This window comes from Kitasatospora sp. NPDC114501 (genome assembly GCF_055633695.1).
Map to the genome: position 1 here is coordinate 113,968 of NZ_JBVKDS010000005.1, position 17,608 is coordinate 131,575.

Sequence of the window (17,608 nt, forward strand, 5' to 3'; positions counted from 1 at the left end):
GAATGCTGGCCGGACCCCGCCGCGTCGGAAAGGACACACATGACCGTCGAACGGACCGCGCCGGCCACCCCGGGAGAGCCGCCGGCCCCCGGCGACCACGCCCTCTTCGAGACCATGGAGGCCGACGTCCGGCTCTACTGCCGGAAGTTCCCGGTGGTCTTCGAGCGGGCCAAGGGCGCGGAACTGTACGCCGAGGACGGCCGGGTCTTCCTCGACTTCTTCTGCGGCGCCGGCGCCCTCAACTACGGCCACAACCCCGAGCCGATCAAGCGGAAGCTGGCCGCCTACCTCGCCGCCGACGGCGTCAGCCACGGCCTGGACATGTACACCGTCGCCAAGCGGGACTTCCTGGCCCGGATGGACGAGGTGCTGCTGCGCCCCCGCGGCCTCGACCACAAGGTGCAGTTCACCGGCCCGACCGGCACCGACGCGGTGGAGGCCGCCCTCAAACTGGCCCGCAAGGCCACCGGGCGGCGTGGCCTGGTCGCCTTCACCGGCGGCTTCCACGGCATGTCGCAGGGTTCGCTGGCGGTCACCGGCAGCCGGCGGGCCCGCCGGGCCGGCGGCGCGATCGCCCAGGACGTCACCTTCGTCCCCTACGAGGACGGCCCGCACGGCGCGTTCGACTCGATCGGGTACCTGGAGCGGCTGCTCACCGACCCGTCCTCCGGCACCGACCTGCCGGCCGCCGTGATCGTCGAGCCGCTCCAGATGGAGGGCGGCGTCTACCCGGCCTCCGCGGACTGGCTGCGCCGGCTGCGGGACCTGACGGACCGCCACGGCGTCCTGCTGATCGCCGACGAGATCCAGTCCGGCTGCGGCCGCACCGGCACCTTCTTCGCCTTCGAGCAGTCCGGCATCGTCCCCGACCTGATCACCCTCTCCAAGTCCATCGGCGGGTACGGGCTGCCGCTCTCCCTGGTGCTGCTGCGCCGCGACCTCGACTGCTGGGAGCCCGGCGAGCACACCGGGACCTTCCGCGGCAACCAGCTCGCCTTCGTCGCGGCCACCGCCGCCTGGGACTACTGGGAACAGCCGGAGTTCCTCGACGCCCTTGCCGACAACGCCGAGCGGCTGCGCGAGTTCGGCGAGACCGTCCTCGCGAAGGTGCCCGGCGTCACGGCACGCGGCCGGGGCATGGTGCTCGGCCTCGACCTCGCCGGGGCGGGCGGCCCCGAGCGGGCCGAACGCGTCCAGCGGTACTGCTTCGACCACGGCCTGGTGGTCGAACTCGCCGGCCGGCACGACGAGGTGGTCAAGCTCCTCCCACCGCTGGCGATCGACCGGGCCCCGCTGGAACGCGGCCTCGCCCTCGTCCTCGACGCGATTCTGGCCGGGTGAGCGCCGTGACCAGTCGCCGCCACCTGATCTCGATCGCCGACCTCTCCGACCAGGAGCTGTACGACCTGGTCCGCCGGGGCGCCGAGTTCGCCGCCGGCCACGCCGAGGACGCCCGACCGCTGCGCGAGCACGTGGTGGGCATCCTCTTCCGCAAGACCTCCACCCGGACCAGGACGGCCTTCTCCGCCGGGGCGCTGCGGCTCGGCGCGCAGATCATCGGCTACGGCCCCGACGACCTCCAGCAGAACACCGGTGAGAGCGTCGAGGACACCGCCCGGGTGCTGTCCGGGATGCTCGACGTGCTGGTGGCCCGGACGACGGGCCCCGAGGCCGAGCTGCGGGCGCTGGCCGACCAGCAGACCATGGCGGTCATCAACGCGATGAGCGCCGAGGAGCACCCGACCCAGGCCCTCGCCGACCTCACCACCCTGCACCGGCACTTCGGCCGGATCGACGGGCTCCGGGTGCTCTACGCGGGTGAGGGCAACAACAGCGCCTCCGCGCTCACGCTGGCCCTGTCCCGCTACCCCGGCACCGAGCTGCACCTGCGCACGCCGCCCGGCTACGGCGTCCACCCCCGGTACGTGGAGCGGGCCGCGGCCGGGGCCGGGCGCCGCGGCGGCCTGGTCGAGCAGCGGCACGACATGGCCGGCCTGCCGGAGGTCGACGTCGTCTACACCACCCGCTGGCAGACCACCGGCACCAGCAAGCCCGACCCGGACTGGCGCTCGCTGTTCGACCCCTACCGGGTGGACGACGCGGTGATGGCCGCCACCTCCGCCCCGGTCTTCCTGCACGACCTGCCGGCCCACCGGGGGGAGGAGGTCAGCGCCTCCGTGCTCGACGGACCGCTCAGCCTCGCCTTCGGGCAGGCCGAGAACAAGTACCACAGCGCGCGCGCCGTCCTGGAGTGGTGCACGGCCGGGAACGGCTGAGCGCGGTGTGTGGCGGCGGCGCGGTGGCGGCGTCGGGAACGGCCGGCCCGGCGCGCCGCCCGTTCCCGGCCCGTGCGCCGCGCCGCCGTCCCCGGCCGGCCGGGGACGCACCGGTGCCCGCGTCCCCCCGGGGGCACGGTGCTCAAGTCCCTCCGGGTGCACCGGTGCTCACGGCCGGCGCGGGTCCGGGGCGAGCTCGGCCGCCAGTCGGCAGAGCTCGCCCCGGTCGGCCGCCCCGGTCTTCTGCACCAGGCTCGCCAGGTGCTTCTCCACCGTGCGCGGCGAGATCGACAGCCGCCGGGCGAGGTCCTGGTTGCCGGGCCGGTCCACCAGCAGCGCCAGCACCTCGTACTCGCGCGGGGTGACGCCCCGCTCCCGCAGCGCGGCCGGGATGCGGTCCCGGCCGCTGCGGCGCTGCCCGACGCTCGCCCCCGACTGCCGGAGCAGGACCCGGCAGGCGCCCGCGACGGACGGCACGTCCAGCTCGTGGAAGTACTCCTCCGCGGTGCGCAGCCAGCTCACCGGATCGCCCCAGCCGTCGGCCAGCGCGGCCTCGGCGACCAGCCGCAGGCCCAGCCGGTGGGCGGTCGGGAAGAGGTCGGGGTCCCGCCGCAGCCGCTCGACCTCGGCGGCGGCCTCCGCCCCCCGGCCCCGCCGGCCGAGCAGGACCGCCCGGGCCAGTGCCAGGAACGGGCGGTTCCAGGCCAGTTCCGCGCCCGGGGCGCCGGCGACCGCCTCGTACGCGGCCCAGTCCGCCCGGCCGGCCAGTACGGCGAGCAGCGGGGCCAGCCCGTACTGGCCGGACAGGTAGAAGACGCTCGGGTGCAGCGCCTCCCACTCGGCGGTGGCGGTCAGCTCGGCCTCCGCGCCGGCCCGGTCCTCCTCCAGCAGCGCGCAGACCGCCCGGCAGAGCCCGAGCACCACCGGGGTGAGCAGCGAGCCGTCGCCCCCGGCCTGCCGGAACAGCCGCAGTTCGCGCTCCATGTCCCGGCGGCGGCCGCGGTGGGCGGCCAGCGTCGCCGAGGTCAACCGCAGGTAGCGGTGGGTGGCCAGGTTGCCCATCCGCAGACTGGTGTCCAGCCAGCGGTCCACGATGGCCTCGGCGGTGGCCGGGTCGCCGCACAGGACGGCGTTCATCGCCAGCAGGCTCTCGGTGTGCTGGGTGCGCACCAGCGAGCCCAGTTCCCGGGCGGCCTCCCCGGCCTGCTCCAGCCGGCGGGCGTCGCCGGTGCGCAGGAAGGCGTTGGCCCCCAGCCGGAGCAGGGCCTCGAAGCGCCAGTTGGGCAGGCCGTGCGTCTCGGCGACCGCCAGCATCCGCTCCAGGCACTGGTCGGCCGCGTCGAAGCCACGCTCGCGCGCGAGCAGGGCGAGCAACTGCAGGGCCTGGCAGGCCAGTACCGGCGGCCCGGTCCGCTCCGCCTCCTCGGCGGTCTCCCGGGCGATCCGCTCGGCGTCGTCCACCCGGTCCCGCCGGCCGGGCAGCAGCGCCAGGTGCCCCTCGACCACCGCCAGCGCGGCGGTCTGCTCGGGCCGGCCCCCGTCGCGCAGCAGTGCCCGGGCCGCCGCGACCTGGGTGACGGTGTCGGGGCCCCGCTCGGCCACCACGGCCGCCCAGGCCAGCCGGGTGCGCAGCGCGACCTCCCGTTCGGGGCTCAACGCCGCCGCGCTGGCCGTCGGCAGGGTGTCGGCCAGGGCGAGCGCGCGGTCCAGCTGGCCGGCCTCGACCAGCGCGTAGCCCAGCGACTCGGTGGCCGCCGTCCGGTCGGCCGGCGCCGCCAGTTCCACGGCCCGCTCCAGCAGCCGCACCGCCGAGGCGGACGCGCCCTCGGCCAGCGCCTGCCGGCCAGCCTCCGCGTAGAGCAGGGCCGCGCCGTGGTGGTCGCCGGCCGCGACGAGCAGCCGGGCCACCAGCCGGCCGTGGTCGGCCGCATACGGCGGCCCGGCCTTGCGCAGCGCGGCGGCGGCCCGGCGGGCGAGCGCGGCCCGCTCGGCCGGGGCGACGCTCTCCAGCACCGCCTGCGCGGTGATGGCGTGCCGGAAGCCGTACCCCTCGGGCGCGCCCGGGTCCGGCACGATGAAGTCCGCCTCGGCCGCGGCGCGCAGCCGGGCGAACAGGCCCGGATCGTCGTCCCCGGTGACGAGTTGCAGGCTGTCGACCGAGAACCGGGGGCCGAGGGTGGCCGCCGCCAGCAGCAAGTCGCGGACCGGCGGGGCCAGCCGGCCCAGTCGCAGGGCGCAGCCGTGCACCACGCTGGCCGGCACGGTCGCGGCCAGGTCGCCGGTCACCCGCCAGCCGTCGCCGTCCCGGCGCAGCGCGCCCGAGCCGACCAGCTCGGCCAGCAACTCCTCCACCAGGTACGGGTTCCCGCCGCTGCGCTCGGCCAGCCGGCCGGTCACGGCGGACGGCACCCGCCCCACCGGCACGCCCAGGCAGCCCGCCGCCAGCGCCTCGACGTCGGCGGTGGTCAGCGGCGGCAGCGCGGCGACGGACGCCACCCGGCGCCGCTCCGCGCCGCGCACCAGGTCCAACGCGTTGCCCGGTTCCGGCCGCAGCGTGGCGACCAGCAGCGCCGGCACCCGGTCGAGGTGGTCCACCAGGTACTCCACCGCGGCGAGCGTCTCCGCGTCCGCGTCGTGCAGGTCCTCCAGGGCCAGCACGCAGCCGGACCGGCGGCCGATCACGCCCAGCAGCCGCAGCAGCGCCTCGGCGAGCTCCACCACGCTCTCGGCGTGGCCCGGCCCTGCCGCCGGCCGCCACTCCGGCACCAGTCGGCCCAGGGCCGGCCGGTACGGCAGCAGTTCGGCGTCCTCCGGGGGGCCCTCGGCGTGGAAGCACGAGTACAGCGCCTCCGCCAGCGGGCGGAAGGGCGTGTCCGCCCCGGTCGCGCTGCTGCGCCCGCGCAGGGCCGGCAGTCCGGCGGCCACGGCCCGCCCGGCGCAGTCGTCGACCAGCCGGGACTTGCCGATGCCGGCCTCGCCGACGAGGAACACCGCGCGCCCGCCGTCGCTCTGAAGGCGTGTCAGGGTTCTTCGGAGCAGTGACGTTTCGGCCGTGCGGCCGACGGTCACCGGTGATGAGGTCCGCATGGCCGCAGGCTATTGGTCACCGGACGGCTCCGGTAGAGCGGAATCAGGCATTCACCGCCCGGCTGACCGGCATGTTCATGCCTAAACGTGCCGGTCAGGGGGCGGCGGGTCGTCCGGGCGTCGGCGGCCGCGCGCCGCGGGGGTCACGCCGACGCGTGTGCACACGGGCCCGGACGGGCGGGGGCCGGCTACTCCTCGTGGTAGCTCATCGTCGTCCACGGGTCGGTTTCGGCCATCCGGGCCGTCCCGCCGCCCAGCAGCACGGAGCGGCGGGCGAGCCGGCCGCCCGGGTGCGGCCTGATCGCGCCGGCCGGGTGGTCGGCGGCCACGCCCTCGTGCCCGTCGGCCCGCTTCCACCGGTGGACGCCCTCCGGCGCGGGCGTTCCGGCGGACTGCCCGACGGCCGGTCTGCCCGCGGCGGGGGTGGTTTCGGCGAGTGCTCTGGCCAGGGAGTCGGATCGGTTCAAGGAGTTCACCCTTCTCTTCCGTGGATCACGGCGTCCGGGTGGACGCCGTTCGGTGCCGCGACGTCCTGGGGGGACGCCCGCGGACGGGTCACGGCGTCCTCGTGGGACGGCCGCGCCGAACTCGGCGCCAGGAGCAGCGCCGAAGCCGTACGGTGGGCGAACCCGAGCCGGAGCAGCCCGTGGCCGACCCCGGCCAGCCCGAACAGCAGGCCCGGGACGGCGAGGCCACCGGGGGTGCCGCAGACCGGCCCGGTGCGGGCCAGCGCGTCCAGCAGGGCGGCCGAACGGCGCGCCAGCGCCTGCCGGGCGGCGGTGCCCGGGGCCCGGCCGAGCAGCTCCAGCACGCCGGTCTCGCCGTGGCAGAGGCTGTGGTCGGGCCGCGTCCCGGCCGTCACCGCCGCGTCGACGGCGGCCCCGGCCCAGGCGGCCAGCTCCGGGTCGCCCGCCGGCGCCCCGCTGTCGACCACCGCGAGTGCGATGCCGGGCGCGCCCTCGCAGCAGGACCCGCCGGGTGCCCGACCGGCCACGGACGAGCGCAGCGCGGACAGCCCCGCGTGCCGGTACGCGGCGCCGCCGCCCGCCTGCGCGTACGCCAGCAGGGCCCAGCCGAGGCCGGCCGTTCCGGTGGCGAAGCCCGGGGCCGGGCGCTCGGGCCGGTCGCGCGGCTCGTCCAGGCCGTGCACGTCGGGCACCTCGGACAGGTCGAGTCGATCGAGCAGGCGGTCGGCGCAGCGCCGGGCACCGGCCAGGGCCTCGGCGTCACCGGTCTCCCGCCGCACCGCGAGCAGGGCCGCCAGTCCGCCGGCGGTACCGTCGGCCAGCCCGAACGGCTCCTCCGCCTCGGCGGCGGCCGCGGTGAGCCGGACGGCGGGCCCGACCCAGCCGAGCACCTCCCGGTCGCCCAGCAGGCCGCCGACCTGCGCCAGCGCCCAGGTGAGGCCGCCCAGGCCGGCCCAGGCACCCGAACCGACCAGCGCCAGGTCCTCGGGCCGGGCGGCGAGCCGCTCCAGCAGGGCCGGCACCGGCCGCAGAGCCAGACGGGCCACCTCGGCGTAGCGGTCCGCGCCGGTGAGCGCGGCGAGTTGGGCGAGGAACAGCGCCGGCCCGGGGTAGCCGCCGCCGAGGTCGGCGCCGGCCGGGGCGAGCCGCCAGTAGCGGTCGGCGATCAAGTCGAGCCCGAGCCAGTTCGCCCGGTCCGCGGACCGGTGCGCCCCGTCGACCAGCCGGTCGCCGATCTCCCGGGCGGCGGCGAGCAGCCGGGCGGGGTCCGCGGCGGCGGGCAGCCGGGCCGGGTCCGCGGTGGCGGGCAGGTCGGCGGGCGTCCCCGGCCCGGCGCGGCCGTGCGCCGGGCCGGTCGAGCGGGCCGCCATGGCCGCGCGGACGATCCACTCCTGCTCGGCCGGACCGGTTGCCCCCAAGGTGGTGAGCCGCTCCGCGACCCGGTCGAGGCCGGGGCGGTCCAGGGCCCCGGGGACCGGCCGGCCCCGACCGCCGCGCAGTTCGGTCCCGCCCGGGCGGGTGGTGAACAGCGGCACATCACCGGCCCACAGTTCGGCGACCTCCTCGTCGATCACCGGGCCGGGCCGGGCGGACTCGCCGGTGCCGAGGGTCCGGAACAGCGCCTCGCGGTGCCCGGCCTCGCACAGCACGTCGGGGTGGGTCGACTCGTCGAGCAGCGTCGCGTACTCCTCGGTGGCCCGCAGGACCACCCGGACCTCGTCCTCGGCGAAGGCGCTCAGCAGGCCGCGCGGGCCGGTGAGGTCGGCGAGTCCCGCCACGAGGGCCCGGCGGCCCGCTCGGAACCCGGCCAGCAGCTCGTCCAGGTGGTCGGCCGGATCGGAGTCACTGCCGTCGAGCCGCGGCCGGTTCTCGGCGCCGGCGAACTCGGCCGCACCGCGGACCAGCCGCATCCCGTCGGTGCCCGCCGCCGCCCAGCGCACGGCCGCGCTCGGGGAGCCGGCGCCGGCGTCACCGCCGAGCCCGGAGGCGTCCAGGGCATGCTCGTCGCCGAGGACCAGCCGGGGCAGCAGGCCGGTGCGGTGCACCGAGGCCTGGAGCGCGAGCGCCGCCGGGTCCTCGTGCCACGGGTCGTCGTCCGGCCGGTCCGGGTCGGCGGGCGCGGGCGGGTGGAAGAGGGTCTCCAGGTCGACCGGTACGGGGTGCTCGCCGCAGGCGATCAGGTTCCCGGCGTGCAGGTCGGTGGCGTCCAGGGCGTGCAGCAGGGCGAGCCAGGCGCCCTGCCGGAGGTAGAACCGCCGCACCTCGGCCGGTTCGGTGCACGGCCGCCGCTCCACGAACTCCAGCCAGCCGTAGCCCGGTCGCTCCAGCAGGGCGGGGGTCCGCAGACCGGGGGTGCCGGGCCGGGTGTTGAACCAGTGGACCACGTCGGCGAGATGACGGTGGACGGCGGTCGGCCGCGGCCGGTACACCAGCCGCCCGCCACCGGCGAAGCGCAGCACCGCGACGGACCGCCCGCCCCGGTGCCCGTCGCCCGCGCCGCGCCGGACGGCTACCAGGGGGCCGGGGTCGACGCCGTGGAACAGGGCCCCGGCCACCTCCCGCCGGTCGGCGGCGAACCGGGTCAGCAGTTCCGCGAAGGCGTCGGTGGCGGCCAGGCAGGTCCCGGCCAGGACCCGTGCCAGCACCGGGTACTCGCCGAACAGCGCGCGGAGCGCGGCCGGTGCGGCCATCCGCCGGACGAAGTCGCGGAAGCGGTCGGCGGGTGAGTCGCCCGCCAACACCCCTTCCTCCCTGGCCACGTTGAGCTCCAGGACCAGCGTCCGGGCGGCCTGCCGGGCCAGCGTGTCGGTGAGCCCGTCGACGAACCGTGCCCGTACGGCGGGCAGGTCGACCGCCCCGGCGGGCAGCGCGGTCGGCAGTCCGGCCCCGGCCAGCCGGGCCAGCGGCGCCACCACGGGCCGGAACCCGCTGACGCCGGGCAGGTCCCCGGCGGGTAACCCGTGGTCGGTCGCGTCGGTCGTCGGCGCCCCGGCCACCGCCCGCTCGACGAACGCGGCCCAGTCGGGCCGGTCCGCCGGGGCCCGGTCCGCCGCCCGGACCGCGGGCAGCCACCAACCACCGGATGCGGAACCGGCGTTCACGGTCGTGGGGCCCCTAGCAGTCACAGTGCAGAGGGTGGCATCGTGTGGATGATTGCACAAGAGTGTGATCTCCACGTAATGATCACGTGGCTACCGTGCGGACCGTCCTCCGCCCGGCACCCGCCGTCCGGCCCCCGCCGCCCGCGGCCGGGCGGTCAGGGTCGCCCCGAGCACCCGCCCGTCCGCGCCGGCCCACTGCGCGGCGGCCGACCGGACGCTGTCGCCGATCAGCACGGGCAGGATCACCACCGCGTTGCGGGCGGCTCCACCTGATCCGCAGTCGGCGCGGACGAGGGTGTCGCAGCAGGTCGCGGGGCCCGGCGCCGGGCGGGCGGAGTGGGAGGGGGAAGGCGGGGTAGCAGACGGATCGCCGTGCGACCCGGTGCCGCCGGGCGGGGCCGTCCGAGGAAGCGGAGGGAAACGGGGGTACGGGGCGTCATGATGGGCCAGTCACACGCGGTCAGCGGGGCACTCGTCTTCGCGGCGACGGCGCCGTTCCTGCCGGAGGCACTGTTCGGTGTGGCACCGCGGCCGAGCGAGGTCCTGATCGGAACGCTGCTGTGCGCCGGGGCCTCGCTGCTTCCCGACCTGGACCACCACGACGCGACACCCGCCCACCTGCTGGGGCCGCTGTCGAGGGGACTGTGCCGCCTGGTGTCCTGGCTGTGCGGCGGCCACCGCCACGCCACGCACTCCCTCGCGTTCGTCGCGGTGGCGGGCTGGGGCACGCGGCTGGGTGTGACCCGCCTCGGCCACCCCTTCGCCCTCACCCTGACCTTCGTTCTCCTCGCCCTCGCGGCGCGGGCCCTGCACCTGCACCCGCCCGGGCACGGCCTGACGGCGTGGGTGACCGCCGTCGGCCTGGCAGGTGTCGGGACGGCCACGGTGGCCGCCTGGTTCCCCGACATCACCCTCTGGCTTCCGTACGCGGTCTGTCTGGGCGCTCTGACCCATCTGCTCGGTGACTGCCTGACCCGTCGTGGGGTGCCTCTGCTCTGGCCGTACCGCAAGCGCTTCGAACTCGTGCTGATACGGCGGACCGGCAGCAGGCTGGAGACCCGGTTCCTCGTGCCCGTGATGACCGTCGCCACGTTCGTGGCCCTCTGGTTCGCCGCTTTCGCCCCCCTGTTCGCCCTGGGGTGAGCGGCACCCGGCGCCGTCCCGTTCCACGTCTCCCCCGCACCCGCGGGGCACGCTCCGCGCGCGGGCTCCCCGGCCGCAGGCGGGCCGGCCGAGCAGCACCCCCGGGGCGCCACCTGCCCGCAGGAAAGAATTTCCTCTCACCGGACCGATGAGTTCCGGTGGTCTCGGCGGTCAGACCTGGGAAAGCGACGACAACCGCCCCGGGAGACCAGCCATGTCCAGTGCCGCCACCGCCGTGAAGTCCCGCCGGGCCGTCGTCCGGACGGTCCGGACGCTGCGGATCCTGCTCGCGCTCTTCTTCGCCCTGGCCGGCGCACTGCCCAAGCTGCTCGCACTCCCCGCCGCCACCACCGTCTTCGACGCCATCGGCTGGGGCCCCTGGTTCATGTACCTGACCGGCCTGGTGGAGCTCGTCGGGGCGATCGGCCTGCTGGTCGGGCGGCTGGCCGGGCCGGCCGCGACGGCGCTCATCGTCTTCCTGGTGTTCGCGTTCGTCGCCCAGCTCACCGCGATGCACGGGCAGAACGCCGGGACGCCGTTCCTCTTCATGGTGCCGCTGGCCGCCATCGCCTGGAACCGGCGCGCCGGGACGGCCGAGCTGCTCGGCCTCCGGCGCTGACCGGCTGCGTACGGGGCCCCGCGTCACGCCGCGGCATCGGCGCTGACATGAGCCCGACCGGGCGGGGCAGACGGGGAGTCCCGATCCGGAACCCGGGAGGCGTCGATGACCCTGGCCATGGTGCTGCTACTCGTTCCCCCCGCACTCGCGGCGATCCTGACCGCCACCGCTCCCTCGCTCCCCCGCCGCCACCGCCGCCCACGGGCGGCCGTGGTCCGCAGCGAACCCGCCGCGCACCACCCCCGCCACGCGCGGCCGTGGAGCCCGTGACGGGGTTGCCGCCCGAACTCGGCCGCCCGGCCGTGGGTTCGCCCACGGCCGGGCGGCCGTCGGCTGCTCCCTGGCCATCGCACCCGGACGCCGCCCGGTGGTACGGGTCCCGCACGGCGAGCGCCCGCGGGTCGAGGTCCCGCGCACGAGGCCCGGCAGGTCCGGCCCCCGCGTCACCGGCATGAACGCCCGGCATCGGGGCACACGGCGGGCGTCGCGGAAAGGTCGGATCGAACGAGAGGAAGAAGACCATGACGATCCTGTGGGCCCTGGTCGCGGGCCTGATGGTGGGTCTGCTGGCGAAGCTGGTGCTGCCGGGCCGTCAGCCCGTGCCGCTGTGGCTGACCGTCCTCGTCGGAGCGGTCGGGGCGGTACTCGGCAACGCCGCGGCCTCCTACTTCGGTGTGCGGCACACCGGCGGAATCGACTGGATCCGGCACCTGCTGCAGATCGGCGTGGCGGCCGTACTGATCGCCGTGGTGACGCCCGCCTACGTGGCACGGCACCGCTGAACCACCGCCCGGGCCCCTCGGGGGCCCTGCGAACGGTCACGTGGGCCCGGCCGCCCCGCCACACGGAGGCAGCGGCCGGGCCCACGTGGCGTACCGCCCGCGCCGTCGAGGCCGGGCCGCCCACCGGCCGGCGGCGGGCGGCCCGTGGGCGGACTCGCGGCGCGTGGGACTGTCTCTCAGTGGGCGAGGGAACGCCGGGAGTTGCGGCGCTCCGCCACGAAAACGCGGATCGATCGTGCAGAGCCGGTGACGATCCGGTTTTGCCTCGGCCCCGACTCCGCCGATCCTTTGACCATGCCGTCGCGGAGCGTGGAGCAAGGGCATCCGTCGTGGCCCCGTCCGTAGTTGAGGAGTCGTCGTGCACACCGTCGCGGTCCTGGCACTCGACCAGGTGATCCCGTTCGACCTCGCCACGCCCCTGGAGGTGTTCACCCGGGTCCGGCTGCCGGACGGGCGCCACCCCTACCGGGTGCGCGTGTGCGGACCCGGGGCGCAGATCCCGGCCGCGGGATTCGTGATCTCCGCCCCCTGGGGTCTGGAGGGGCTGGCCGACGCCGAGACCGTGATCGTTCCCGGTCGTGCGCAGGACGCGCCCCCGCCGGACGGGGAAGTGCTGGAAGCGTTGCGCGCGGCGGCGGCCCGGGGCACCAGGATCGCCTCGATCTGCGCCGGCGCCTTCGACCTCGCGCTGACCGGACTGCTCGACGGACTGGCGGCGACCACCCACTGGGTCGCCGCCGCCGAGCTGGCCCGGCGCTTCCCCGCCGTCGAGGTGCGCCCCGACGTCCTCTACGTCGACAACGGGCAACTGCTCACCTCCGCGGGCGCCTCGGCAGGGCTCGACCTGTGCCTGCACATGGTCCGCCGCGACTTCGGCTCCGCGGTGGCCGCCGACGCGGCCCGGCTGGCCGTCGCGCCGCTGGAACGCGAAGGGGGCCAGGCGCAGTTCATCGTCCATCCCCAGCCACCGGTCCCGCGCGGCTCCTCGCTCGAACCGGTGCTCGCCTGGTTGGAGGACCACCTCGACGAGGAGCTGACGCTCGACCTCATGGCCCGGCGCAGCGGCATGAGCGGGCGCACCTTCAGCCGGAGGTTCCGTGAACAGACCGGCACCACGCCGCTGCAGTGGCTGCTGCGGGCCCGGATCCGGCGGGCGCAGTTCCTCCTGGAGAACACCGACCACACCGTCGAACGGATAGCCGACCAGGCCGGGTTCGGTTCCCCGACCGCCTTCCGCGAGCGCTTCAAGCGCGTTGCCGGCACCACCCCGCACGGCTACCGCGCCGCCTTCCGCAGCCGCGAGCGCGGCTGAGGGGGCCGTGTGCGCCGCGGGGGCGCCGCAGCCGCACCGACGCGGTGCCCGGACGCGGTCGGGGACCAGCTCCGGGCGGCGGCGCGCGCTCCTGGCGAGATCCCGTCGGAACGTGTCATTCGAGCCCCTCCGCGCCGTGCGCAGGCGCTCCTAGCATCGAGGCGAAGCCGGTGACCACCGGCTTCCCGCCCGATGAAAGGCGCTCACGTGCACGTCCAGATCGTGCTGTTCGACGGGTTCGACCCGCTCGACGCCATCGCACCGTTCGAAGTCCTCCACGCCGGCGCAACCGCCTCCGGAGGCGCGGTCGGCGTGGAGCTGGTCAGTGCCGAGGGCCCGCGGGAGGTGGTCAGCGGCACCGGCGGCCTGTCGCTGCGCAGCACCGGCCTCCTCGACCCCTGTCGTCCCGGTGTCGTCCTCGTGCCCGGCGCTTCCGGGCGCCTCGGCGATCCTGACGACGGCGCGGACCCCGGTGACGACGGGGAGCAGCAGGGCACCGTCGCGGCTCGGCTGGCTCGTACGCTGGACACCGACCTGCCGGCGCTGCTCAAGGCCGCCATGGAGGACGCGCGGATCACCGTGGCGACGGTCTGCGGCGGCGCGCTCGTCCTGGCCATGGCGGGCCTGCTCCAGGGCCGCCACGCGACCACCCACCACCTGGGCCTGGACCTCCTCGACGCGACCGGTGTCCACGCCGTGCGCGCCCGCGTGGTCGACGACGGCGACCTGGTCACCGCCGCCGGGGTCACCTCCGGACTCGACCTCGGCCTGTACCTGCTGGAGCGCGAGGTGGGCCCGCGGATCGCCCACGCCGTCGAGGAGTTGTTCGCCCACGAGCGCCGCGGCACCACCTGGCGCCCCGGCGGTCCCGTGCCCGTCGGCTTCTGAACGCTCCGTGTCCGTCCGCGCATGACGAGTGAGAAAGGGGCATTTCATGTCCACCCGAATCCAGGGCGTCTGGGACCTGACCGTCGCCACGCCCGTCGGGCGGGTTCGACCCGTCGTCGAACTGCGTTCCGAGGAGGGGGAGTTGGTCGGCACCGCCCGCAGTGCGGGCGAGGTCCTGCCGCTGCGGGACATCGTCCTCGACGGTGACCGGCTGACCTGGAAGCAGTCCGTCACCAGGCCCCTGCGTCTCGACCTGACCTTCACCGTCACCGTCGACGGCGACACGCTCACCGGGACCTCCACGGCAGGTCGCCTGCCGTCCTCGAAGGTCACCGGCCGACGCCGCCGCGACGACGAAACCGAGCCGGTGTGACGACCCCGCCGCGCGCCAGGACGGCGGCCACCGCCGCGGCGGTGGCCGGGGCCCCGACCCTGGTGTTCCTGGCGGCGAACGGGACCGGCGGCCCGCGCGCCGCTTCCGTCGCCGCGGCGGTGACCGCCGTCGTGCTCCTCGGGTGGCGGCTGCGCGAGCGCCGGCACGTGCCGCACGCGGTCCTCGGCGCCCTGCTGGCCACGGGGTGCGCCGGCGTGGCCCTCTGGACAGGTCAGGCGCGAGGGTTCTTCCTGCTCCCGATGGCGGTGCCGGCCGCGGCGACGGCGGCCTGCCTGCTGTCCCTCGCGGCCGGCCGCCCGCTGGCCGGCTCGGTCGCGAACAAGGTGGTGGGCGGGCCGCCCGGGTGGCGCGCCAACCGGGCGCTGCACCGCTTCTACGCGGTGTCGACCGTGGTGATCGCGCTGGTGAGCTTCGCGAGCCTGGCCGCGCAGGTGGCACTGTACCGCTGGAGCGATGTGGCCTGGCTGGGGCTCCTGCACCTCCTCATGGGACCGCTGTGGGCCGGCGTCACGGCGCTGTCCCTCCTGCTGGCCCGCAGGGCGGTCACCCGTGAGCGGGACGCCGCCGGCGCCGGAGGCCGCACTCGCTGAACCGGTGGACCGTCAGCGCTTTGCGGTGTGCCACCCGCCGAGGAGCCCGGAGCCGCGTCCGGGTCGGCGGTGGTCGTGCGTGGGGTGCCGACGTCCGATCCGAGGAGTCGGTCAGGGGAGTCGGTCCGGGGAGTCGGTCCGGGGGCCCGAGCCCGTCCGGCAGGGCGGTTCGGCCCGGCCCGGAACTGCCCGTCGGCGGGGGCCGGGCCGAGGCGCACGCGGATGGAGAGCCGTACGGGCCCCGGGAGTACGGTCCCCTGCCCGGCCCCGGCCCGGAGCACGTTCCCGGGTGCGGTTCGTCCTGCGCGCGGACGGATCGACGGTCCGTCGGATGGTCCTCTGGGAGGGCGCCGAGAAGAGCTCCGGCGCCCTGCCCGGAGGGGATTTCCCGTGAACGAACACGCACCGCCGCACCACCGTCAGAACCGCCTGCGCGGTCGCCGCGGCGGGGTGGCGGTCACCGTGACCGCCGTGGCCGCCGCTGTGGCGGCCGGCGTCCTGGCACCGGCCACGGCCGGCGCCGCACCGCGCCCGGACGTCGTGCAGCAGCGCCTCGACGCGCTGGTGAAGGAGGACGGGGTGCCCGCCGCCCTCGCCACCGTCAAGGGCCGCGACGGCCGGACCCGCACCTACACCGCCGGTGTCGGCGACGTGACCACCGGGGCCGAGGTGCCGGTGGACGGGCAGGTGCGGATCGCCAGCAACACCAAGACGTTCACCGCCGTCGTCGTCCTGCAACTGGCCGCCGAGGGCAAGGTCGGCCTGGACACGAGCGTGGACACCTACCTGCCCGGCCTGGTGCGCGGCGAGGGCGTCGACGGCCGGAACATCACGGTCTGTCAGCTGCTCCAGCACACCAGCGGCCTGCCCGAGTACGTGGACCACGAGCGCGTGCTCAACGCGCCCAAGCGCTACTACGAGCCGCGCGAACTCCTCGACGCCGCGCTGGTCCAGAAGGCCCACTTCGCCCCCGGCACCCAGTGGGAGTACAGCAACACCAACTACCTGCTGGCGGGCCTGATCATCCAGCAGGTCACCGGCCGCCCGCTCGGCGAGGAGATCACCAGGCGCGTCATCGACCGGATCGGCCTGCGCCACACCTACTTCCCCGTCCCCGGGGACATGACGATCCACGAGGCCCACCCGCAGGGCTACTACCGCGCCGAGGACGGGTCGCTGCGCGACTACACGGAGGTGGACCCGTCCTGGGGCTGGGCGGCCGGCGCGATGGTCTCGACCGACACGGACCTGACCCGGTTCTACGGCGCGCTGCTCGGCGGACGCCTGCTGCCCGCGGCCCAGCTCGCCCAGATGCGCGCCACCGTCCCCGCCGAGGCGTTCGGCCCCGGAGCCCGCTACGGGCTCGGCCTGGCGAGCCGCCCGCTCTCCTGCGGCGGTGTCGTCTGGGGGCACGGCGGGACGATCCCGGGCTACTACACCGCCGGCGGGGCCACCGACGACGGCCGCGCCGTGAACGTCGCCGTGACCGTGATTCCGGACGAGGACACCGCGAAGCACGCGGGGCAGGCGGTGGACGATGCGCTCTGCCACTGATCCCCGGACACCTGCCACCGTGCCGCGCCGCCTCGCACCCGCCCCCTCGCTTCCCCGCAGTGGAGTCCCGATGAACGACCACACCCCACAGCGCGTGGCGCGCCGCATCCGCACGGTGCGCCACGCCGCGACGGCCACGGCCGCCGCCGGGCTCGCCCTGACCGCGTTCGCCCCGACCACGGCCGGCGCCGCACCGCGCCCCGACGTCGTGCAGCAGCGCCTCGACGCGCTGGTGAAGGAGGACGGGGTGCCCGCCGCCCTCGCCACCGTCAAGGGCCGCGACGGCCGCAGCCGCACCTACACCGCCGGTGTCGGCGACCTGGCCACCGGGGCCCGGGTCCCGGTCGACGGGCAGGTCCGGGCCGGCAGCAACACCAAGGCCTTCGTCGCCGTCGTGGTCCTCCAGCTGGTCGCCGAGGGCAAGGTCGGCCTGGACACGAGCGTGGACGCCTACCTGCCGGGTCTCCTGCGCGGCGAGGGCGTCGACGGCCGGAACATCACGGTCCGCCAGCTGCTCCAGCACACCAGCGGTCTACCGGACTACATGGCAGCACCCGCGCTGTCCGACTTCACCACCATCCGGTACCGCTACTTCGAGCCGCGCGACCTCCTCGACGGGGCACTGGCCCAGAAGGCGCTGTTCGCCCCCGGGAGCGACTGGGCGTACAGCAACACCAACTACCTGGTGGCGGGCCTGCTGGTCCAGAAGGTCACCGGCCGCCCGTTCGGCGAGGAGGTCACCAGGCGCGTCATCGACCGGATCGGCCTGCGCCACACCTACGTCCCGGCCACCGGGGAGACCGCCCTCCGCGAGCCCCACCCGCACGGCTACCTGCGCACCGCCCCGGACGCGCCGCTGGTCGACTACACCGGGATGGACGCCTCGATGGCCTGGGCCGCGGGGGCGGTCGTGTCCACCAACACCGACCTCAACACCTTCTACGGAGCGCTCCTGGCCGGTCGCCTGCTGCCCGCCGATCAGCTCGCCCAGATGCGCGCCACCGTCCCGGCCGAGCTCCTGGGCCCCGGCGTCCGCTACGGCCTGGGGATCCAGAGCAGGCCGCTGACCTGCGGCGGCCTCGTCTGGGGCCACGGCGGCACCGCCGCGGCCTACCGGACCCGGGGCGGCGTCACGGAGGACGGCCGCGCCGTGAACATCGCGGTCACCGTCGTCCCGGACGAGTCCACCACCAAGCACCTGACCGACGCGGTCGACGCGGCCCTGTGCCGCTGACTCCCGCCCGGCCCCGGCGCGCGGAGGCCGTCTCCCCGGTCATCCGCGGGTCGCGAGCGGCCTGGGGGCCGCCAGGAACCCGAGGCCGTGCTCTCGGGTCGGCTTCCCAGTGCCGCCCCGCCGGACCTCCAGCGCGTCGGCCCGGGGGCGGCGGGCCGGCG

General features: G+C 76.2%; 16 protein-coding genes. 12 read left to right on the forward strand and 4 right to left on the reverse strand.

The genetic code is table 11. The annotated features are described in order from the left end of the window. Window positions 1-39: 39 nt before the first annotated feature. Window positions 40-1,341 carry a diaminobutyrate--2-oxoglutarate transaminase gene (gene ectB, locus ACZ7RU_RS11395; protein ID WP_470340660.1) on the forward strand — a complete coding sequence of 434 codons (1,302 nt, stop codon included), beginning with the start codon at window positions 40-42 and terminating at the stop codon, window positions 1,339-1,341. 5 nt (window positions 1,342-1,346) lie between these two features. Next, window positions 1,347-2,276 carry an ornithine carbamoyltransferase gene (locus ACZ7RU_RS11400; protein ID WP_470340661.1) on the forward strand — a complete coding sequence of 310 codons (930 nt, stop codon included), beginning with the start codon at window positions 1,347-1,349 and terminating at the stop codon, window positions 2,274-2,276. A gap of 168 nt (window positions 2,277-2,444) precedes the next feature. Here the strand turns inward: ACZ7RU_RS11400 and ACZ7RU_RS11405 are convergent, their stop codons facing one another. The 4 genes from ACZ7RU_RS11405 to ACZ7RU_RS11420 form a co-directional block, all read right to left on the reverse strand. Further along, a complete protein-coding gene (locus ACZ7RU_RS11405; RefSeq protein WP_470340662.1) occupies window positions 2,445-5,363 on the reverse strand; it encodes a helix-turn-helix transcriptional regulator in 2,919 nt (972 codons plus the stop codon). Window positions 5,364-5,551: 188 nt separating this feature from the next. Beyond that, window positions 5,552-5,830 (reverse strand): hypothetical protein, encoded by a 279-nt coding sequence (locus ACZ7RU_RS11410; protein ID WP_470340663.1) that lies wholly within the window; start codon window positions 5,828-5,830, stop codon window positions 5,552-5,554. 5 nt (window positions 5,831-5,835) lie between these two features. Continuing rightward, window positions 5,836-8,931 (reverse strand): type 2 lanthipeptide synthetase LanM family protein, encoded by a 3,096-nt coding sequence (locus ACZ7RU_RS11415; RefSeq protein ID WP_470340664.1) that lies wholly within the window; start codon window positions 8,929-8,931, stop codon window positions 5,836-5,838. A 90-nt stretch (window positions 8,932-9,021) separates the two neighbouring features. Next, complete coding sequence (locus ACZ7RU_RS11420; protein ID WP_470340665.1) at window positions 9,022-9,180, reverse strand: hypothetical protein; 159 nt, start codon at window positions 9,178-9,180, stop codon at window positions 9,022-9,024. A 189-nt stretch (window positions 9,181-9,369) separates the two neighbouring features. Between ACZ7RU_RS11420 and ACZ7RU_RS11425 the strand changes: the two genes are divergently transcribed. The 10 genes from ACZ7RU_RS11425 (at window position 9,370) to ACZ7RU_RS11470 (ending at window position 17,447) form a co-directional block, all read left to right on the forward strand. Further along, entirely contained in the window at window positions 9,370-10,074 is a 705-nt protein-coding gene (locus ACZ7RU_RS11425; RefSeq protein WP_470340666.1) for a metal-dependent hydrolase, read from the forward strand. A 214-nt stretch (window positions 10,075-10,288) separates the two neighbouring features. Continuing rightward, on the forward strand, window positions 10,289-10,693 hold the full coding sequence (locus tag ACZ7RU_RS11430) for a DoxX family protein (RefSeq protein WP_470340667.1): 405 nt from the start codon (window positions 10,289-10,291) through the stop codon (window positions 10,691-10,693). A gap of 105 nt (window positions 10,694-10,798) precedes the next feature. Further along, window positions 10,799-10,963 (forward strand): hypothetical protein, encoded by a 165-nt coding sequence (locus ACZ7RU_RS11435; RefSeq protein ID WP_470340668.1) that lies wholly within the window; start codon window positions 10,799-10,801, stop codon window positions 10,961-10,963. Window positions 10,964-11,214: 251 nt separating this feature from the next. Continuing rightward, window positions 11,215-11,475, forward strand: coding sequence for a GlsB/YeaQ/YmgE family stress response membrane protein (locus ACZ7RU_RS11440; protein ID WP_470340669.1), 261 nt, complete (start codon window positions 11,215-11,217; stop codon window positions 11,473-11,475). A 358-nt stretch (window positions 11,476-11,833) separates the two neighbouring features. Next, a complete protein-coding gene (locus ACZ7RU_RS11445) occupies window positions 11,834-12,787 on the forward strand; it encodes a GlxA family transcriptional regulator (RefSeq protein WP_470340670.1) in 954 nt (317 codons plus the stop codon). A 207-nt stretch (window positions 12,788-12,994) separates the two neighbouring features. After that, entirely contained in the window at window positions 12,995-13,675 is a 681-nt protein-coding gene (locus ACZ7RU_RS11450; protein ID WP_470340671.1) for a DJ-1/PfpI family protein, read from the forward strand. Window positions 13,676-13,721: 46 nt separating this feature from the next. Then, window positions 13,722-14,048: a hypothetical protein gene (locus ACZ7RU_RS11455; RefSeq protein ID WP_470340672.1), complete on the forward strand. Its 327-nt coding sequence runs from the start codon at window positions 13,722-13,724 to the stop codon at window positions 14,046-14,048. Then, a complete protein-coding gene (locus tag ACZ7RU_RS11460; protein ID WP_470340673.1) occupies window positions 14,045-14,659 on the forward strand; it encodes a DUF3159 domain-containing protein in 615 nt (204 codons plus the stop codon). The genes ACZ7RU_RS11455 and ACZ7RU_RS11460 overlap by 4 nt, the downstream gene beginning before the upstream one ends. 390 nt (window positions 14,660-15,049) lie before the next feature. After that, window positions 15,050-16,213 (forward strand): serine hydrolase domain-containing protein, encoded by a 1,164-nt coding sequence (locus tag ACZ7RU_RS11465; protein ID WP_470340674.1) that lies wholly within the window; start codon window positions 15,050-15,052, stop codon window positions 16,211-16,213. A gap of 70 nt (window positions 16,214-16,283) precedes the next feature. After that, a complete protein-coding gene (locus ACZ7RU_RS11470; protein ID WP_470340675.1) occupies window positions 16,284-17,447 on the forward strand; it encodes a serine hydrolase domain-containing protein in 1,164 nt (387 codons plus the stop codon). Window positions 17,448-17,608 lie beyond the last annotated feature (161 nt).

What these genes read in the sequence shown, in the direction of transcription:
- ectB (WP_470340660.1), top strand. Translation starts at nt 40, where the DNA reads ATGACCGTCGAACGGACCGCGCCGGCCACCCCGGGAGAGCCGCCGGCC.
- ACZ7RU_RS11405 (WP_470340662.1), bottom strand. Translation starts at nt 5,363, where the DNA reads ATGCGGACCTCATCACCGGTGACCGTCGGCCGCACGGCCGAAACGTCA.
- ACZ7RU_RS11425 (WP_470340666.1), top strand. Translation starts at nt 9,370, where the DNA reads ATGATGGGCCAGTCACACGCGGTCAGCGGGGCACTCGTCTTCGCGGCG.
- ACZ7RU_RS11430 (WP_470340667.1), top strand. Translation starts at nt 10,289, where the DNA reads ATGTCCAGTGCCGCCACCGCCGTGAAGTCCCGCCGGGCCGTCGTCCGG.
- ACZ7RU_RS11435 (WP_470340668.1), top strand. Translation starts at nt 10,799, where the DNA reads ATGACCCTGGCCATGGTGCTGCTACTCGTTCCCCCCGCACTCGCGGCG.
- ACZ7RU_RS11440 (WP_470340669.1), top strand. Translation starts at nt 11,215, where the DNA reads ATGACGATCCTGTGGGCCCTGGTCGCGGGCCTGATGGTGGGTCTGCTG.
- ACZ7RU_RS11455 (WP_470340672.1), top strand. Translation starts at nt 13,722, where the DNA reads ATGTCCACCCGAATCCAGGGCGTCTGGGACCTGACCGTCGCCACGCCC.
- ACZ7RU_RS11470 (WP_470340675.1), top strand. Translation starts at nt 16,284, where the DNA reads ATGAACGACCACACCCCACAGCGCGTGGCGCGCCGCATCCGCACGGTG.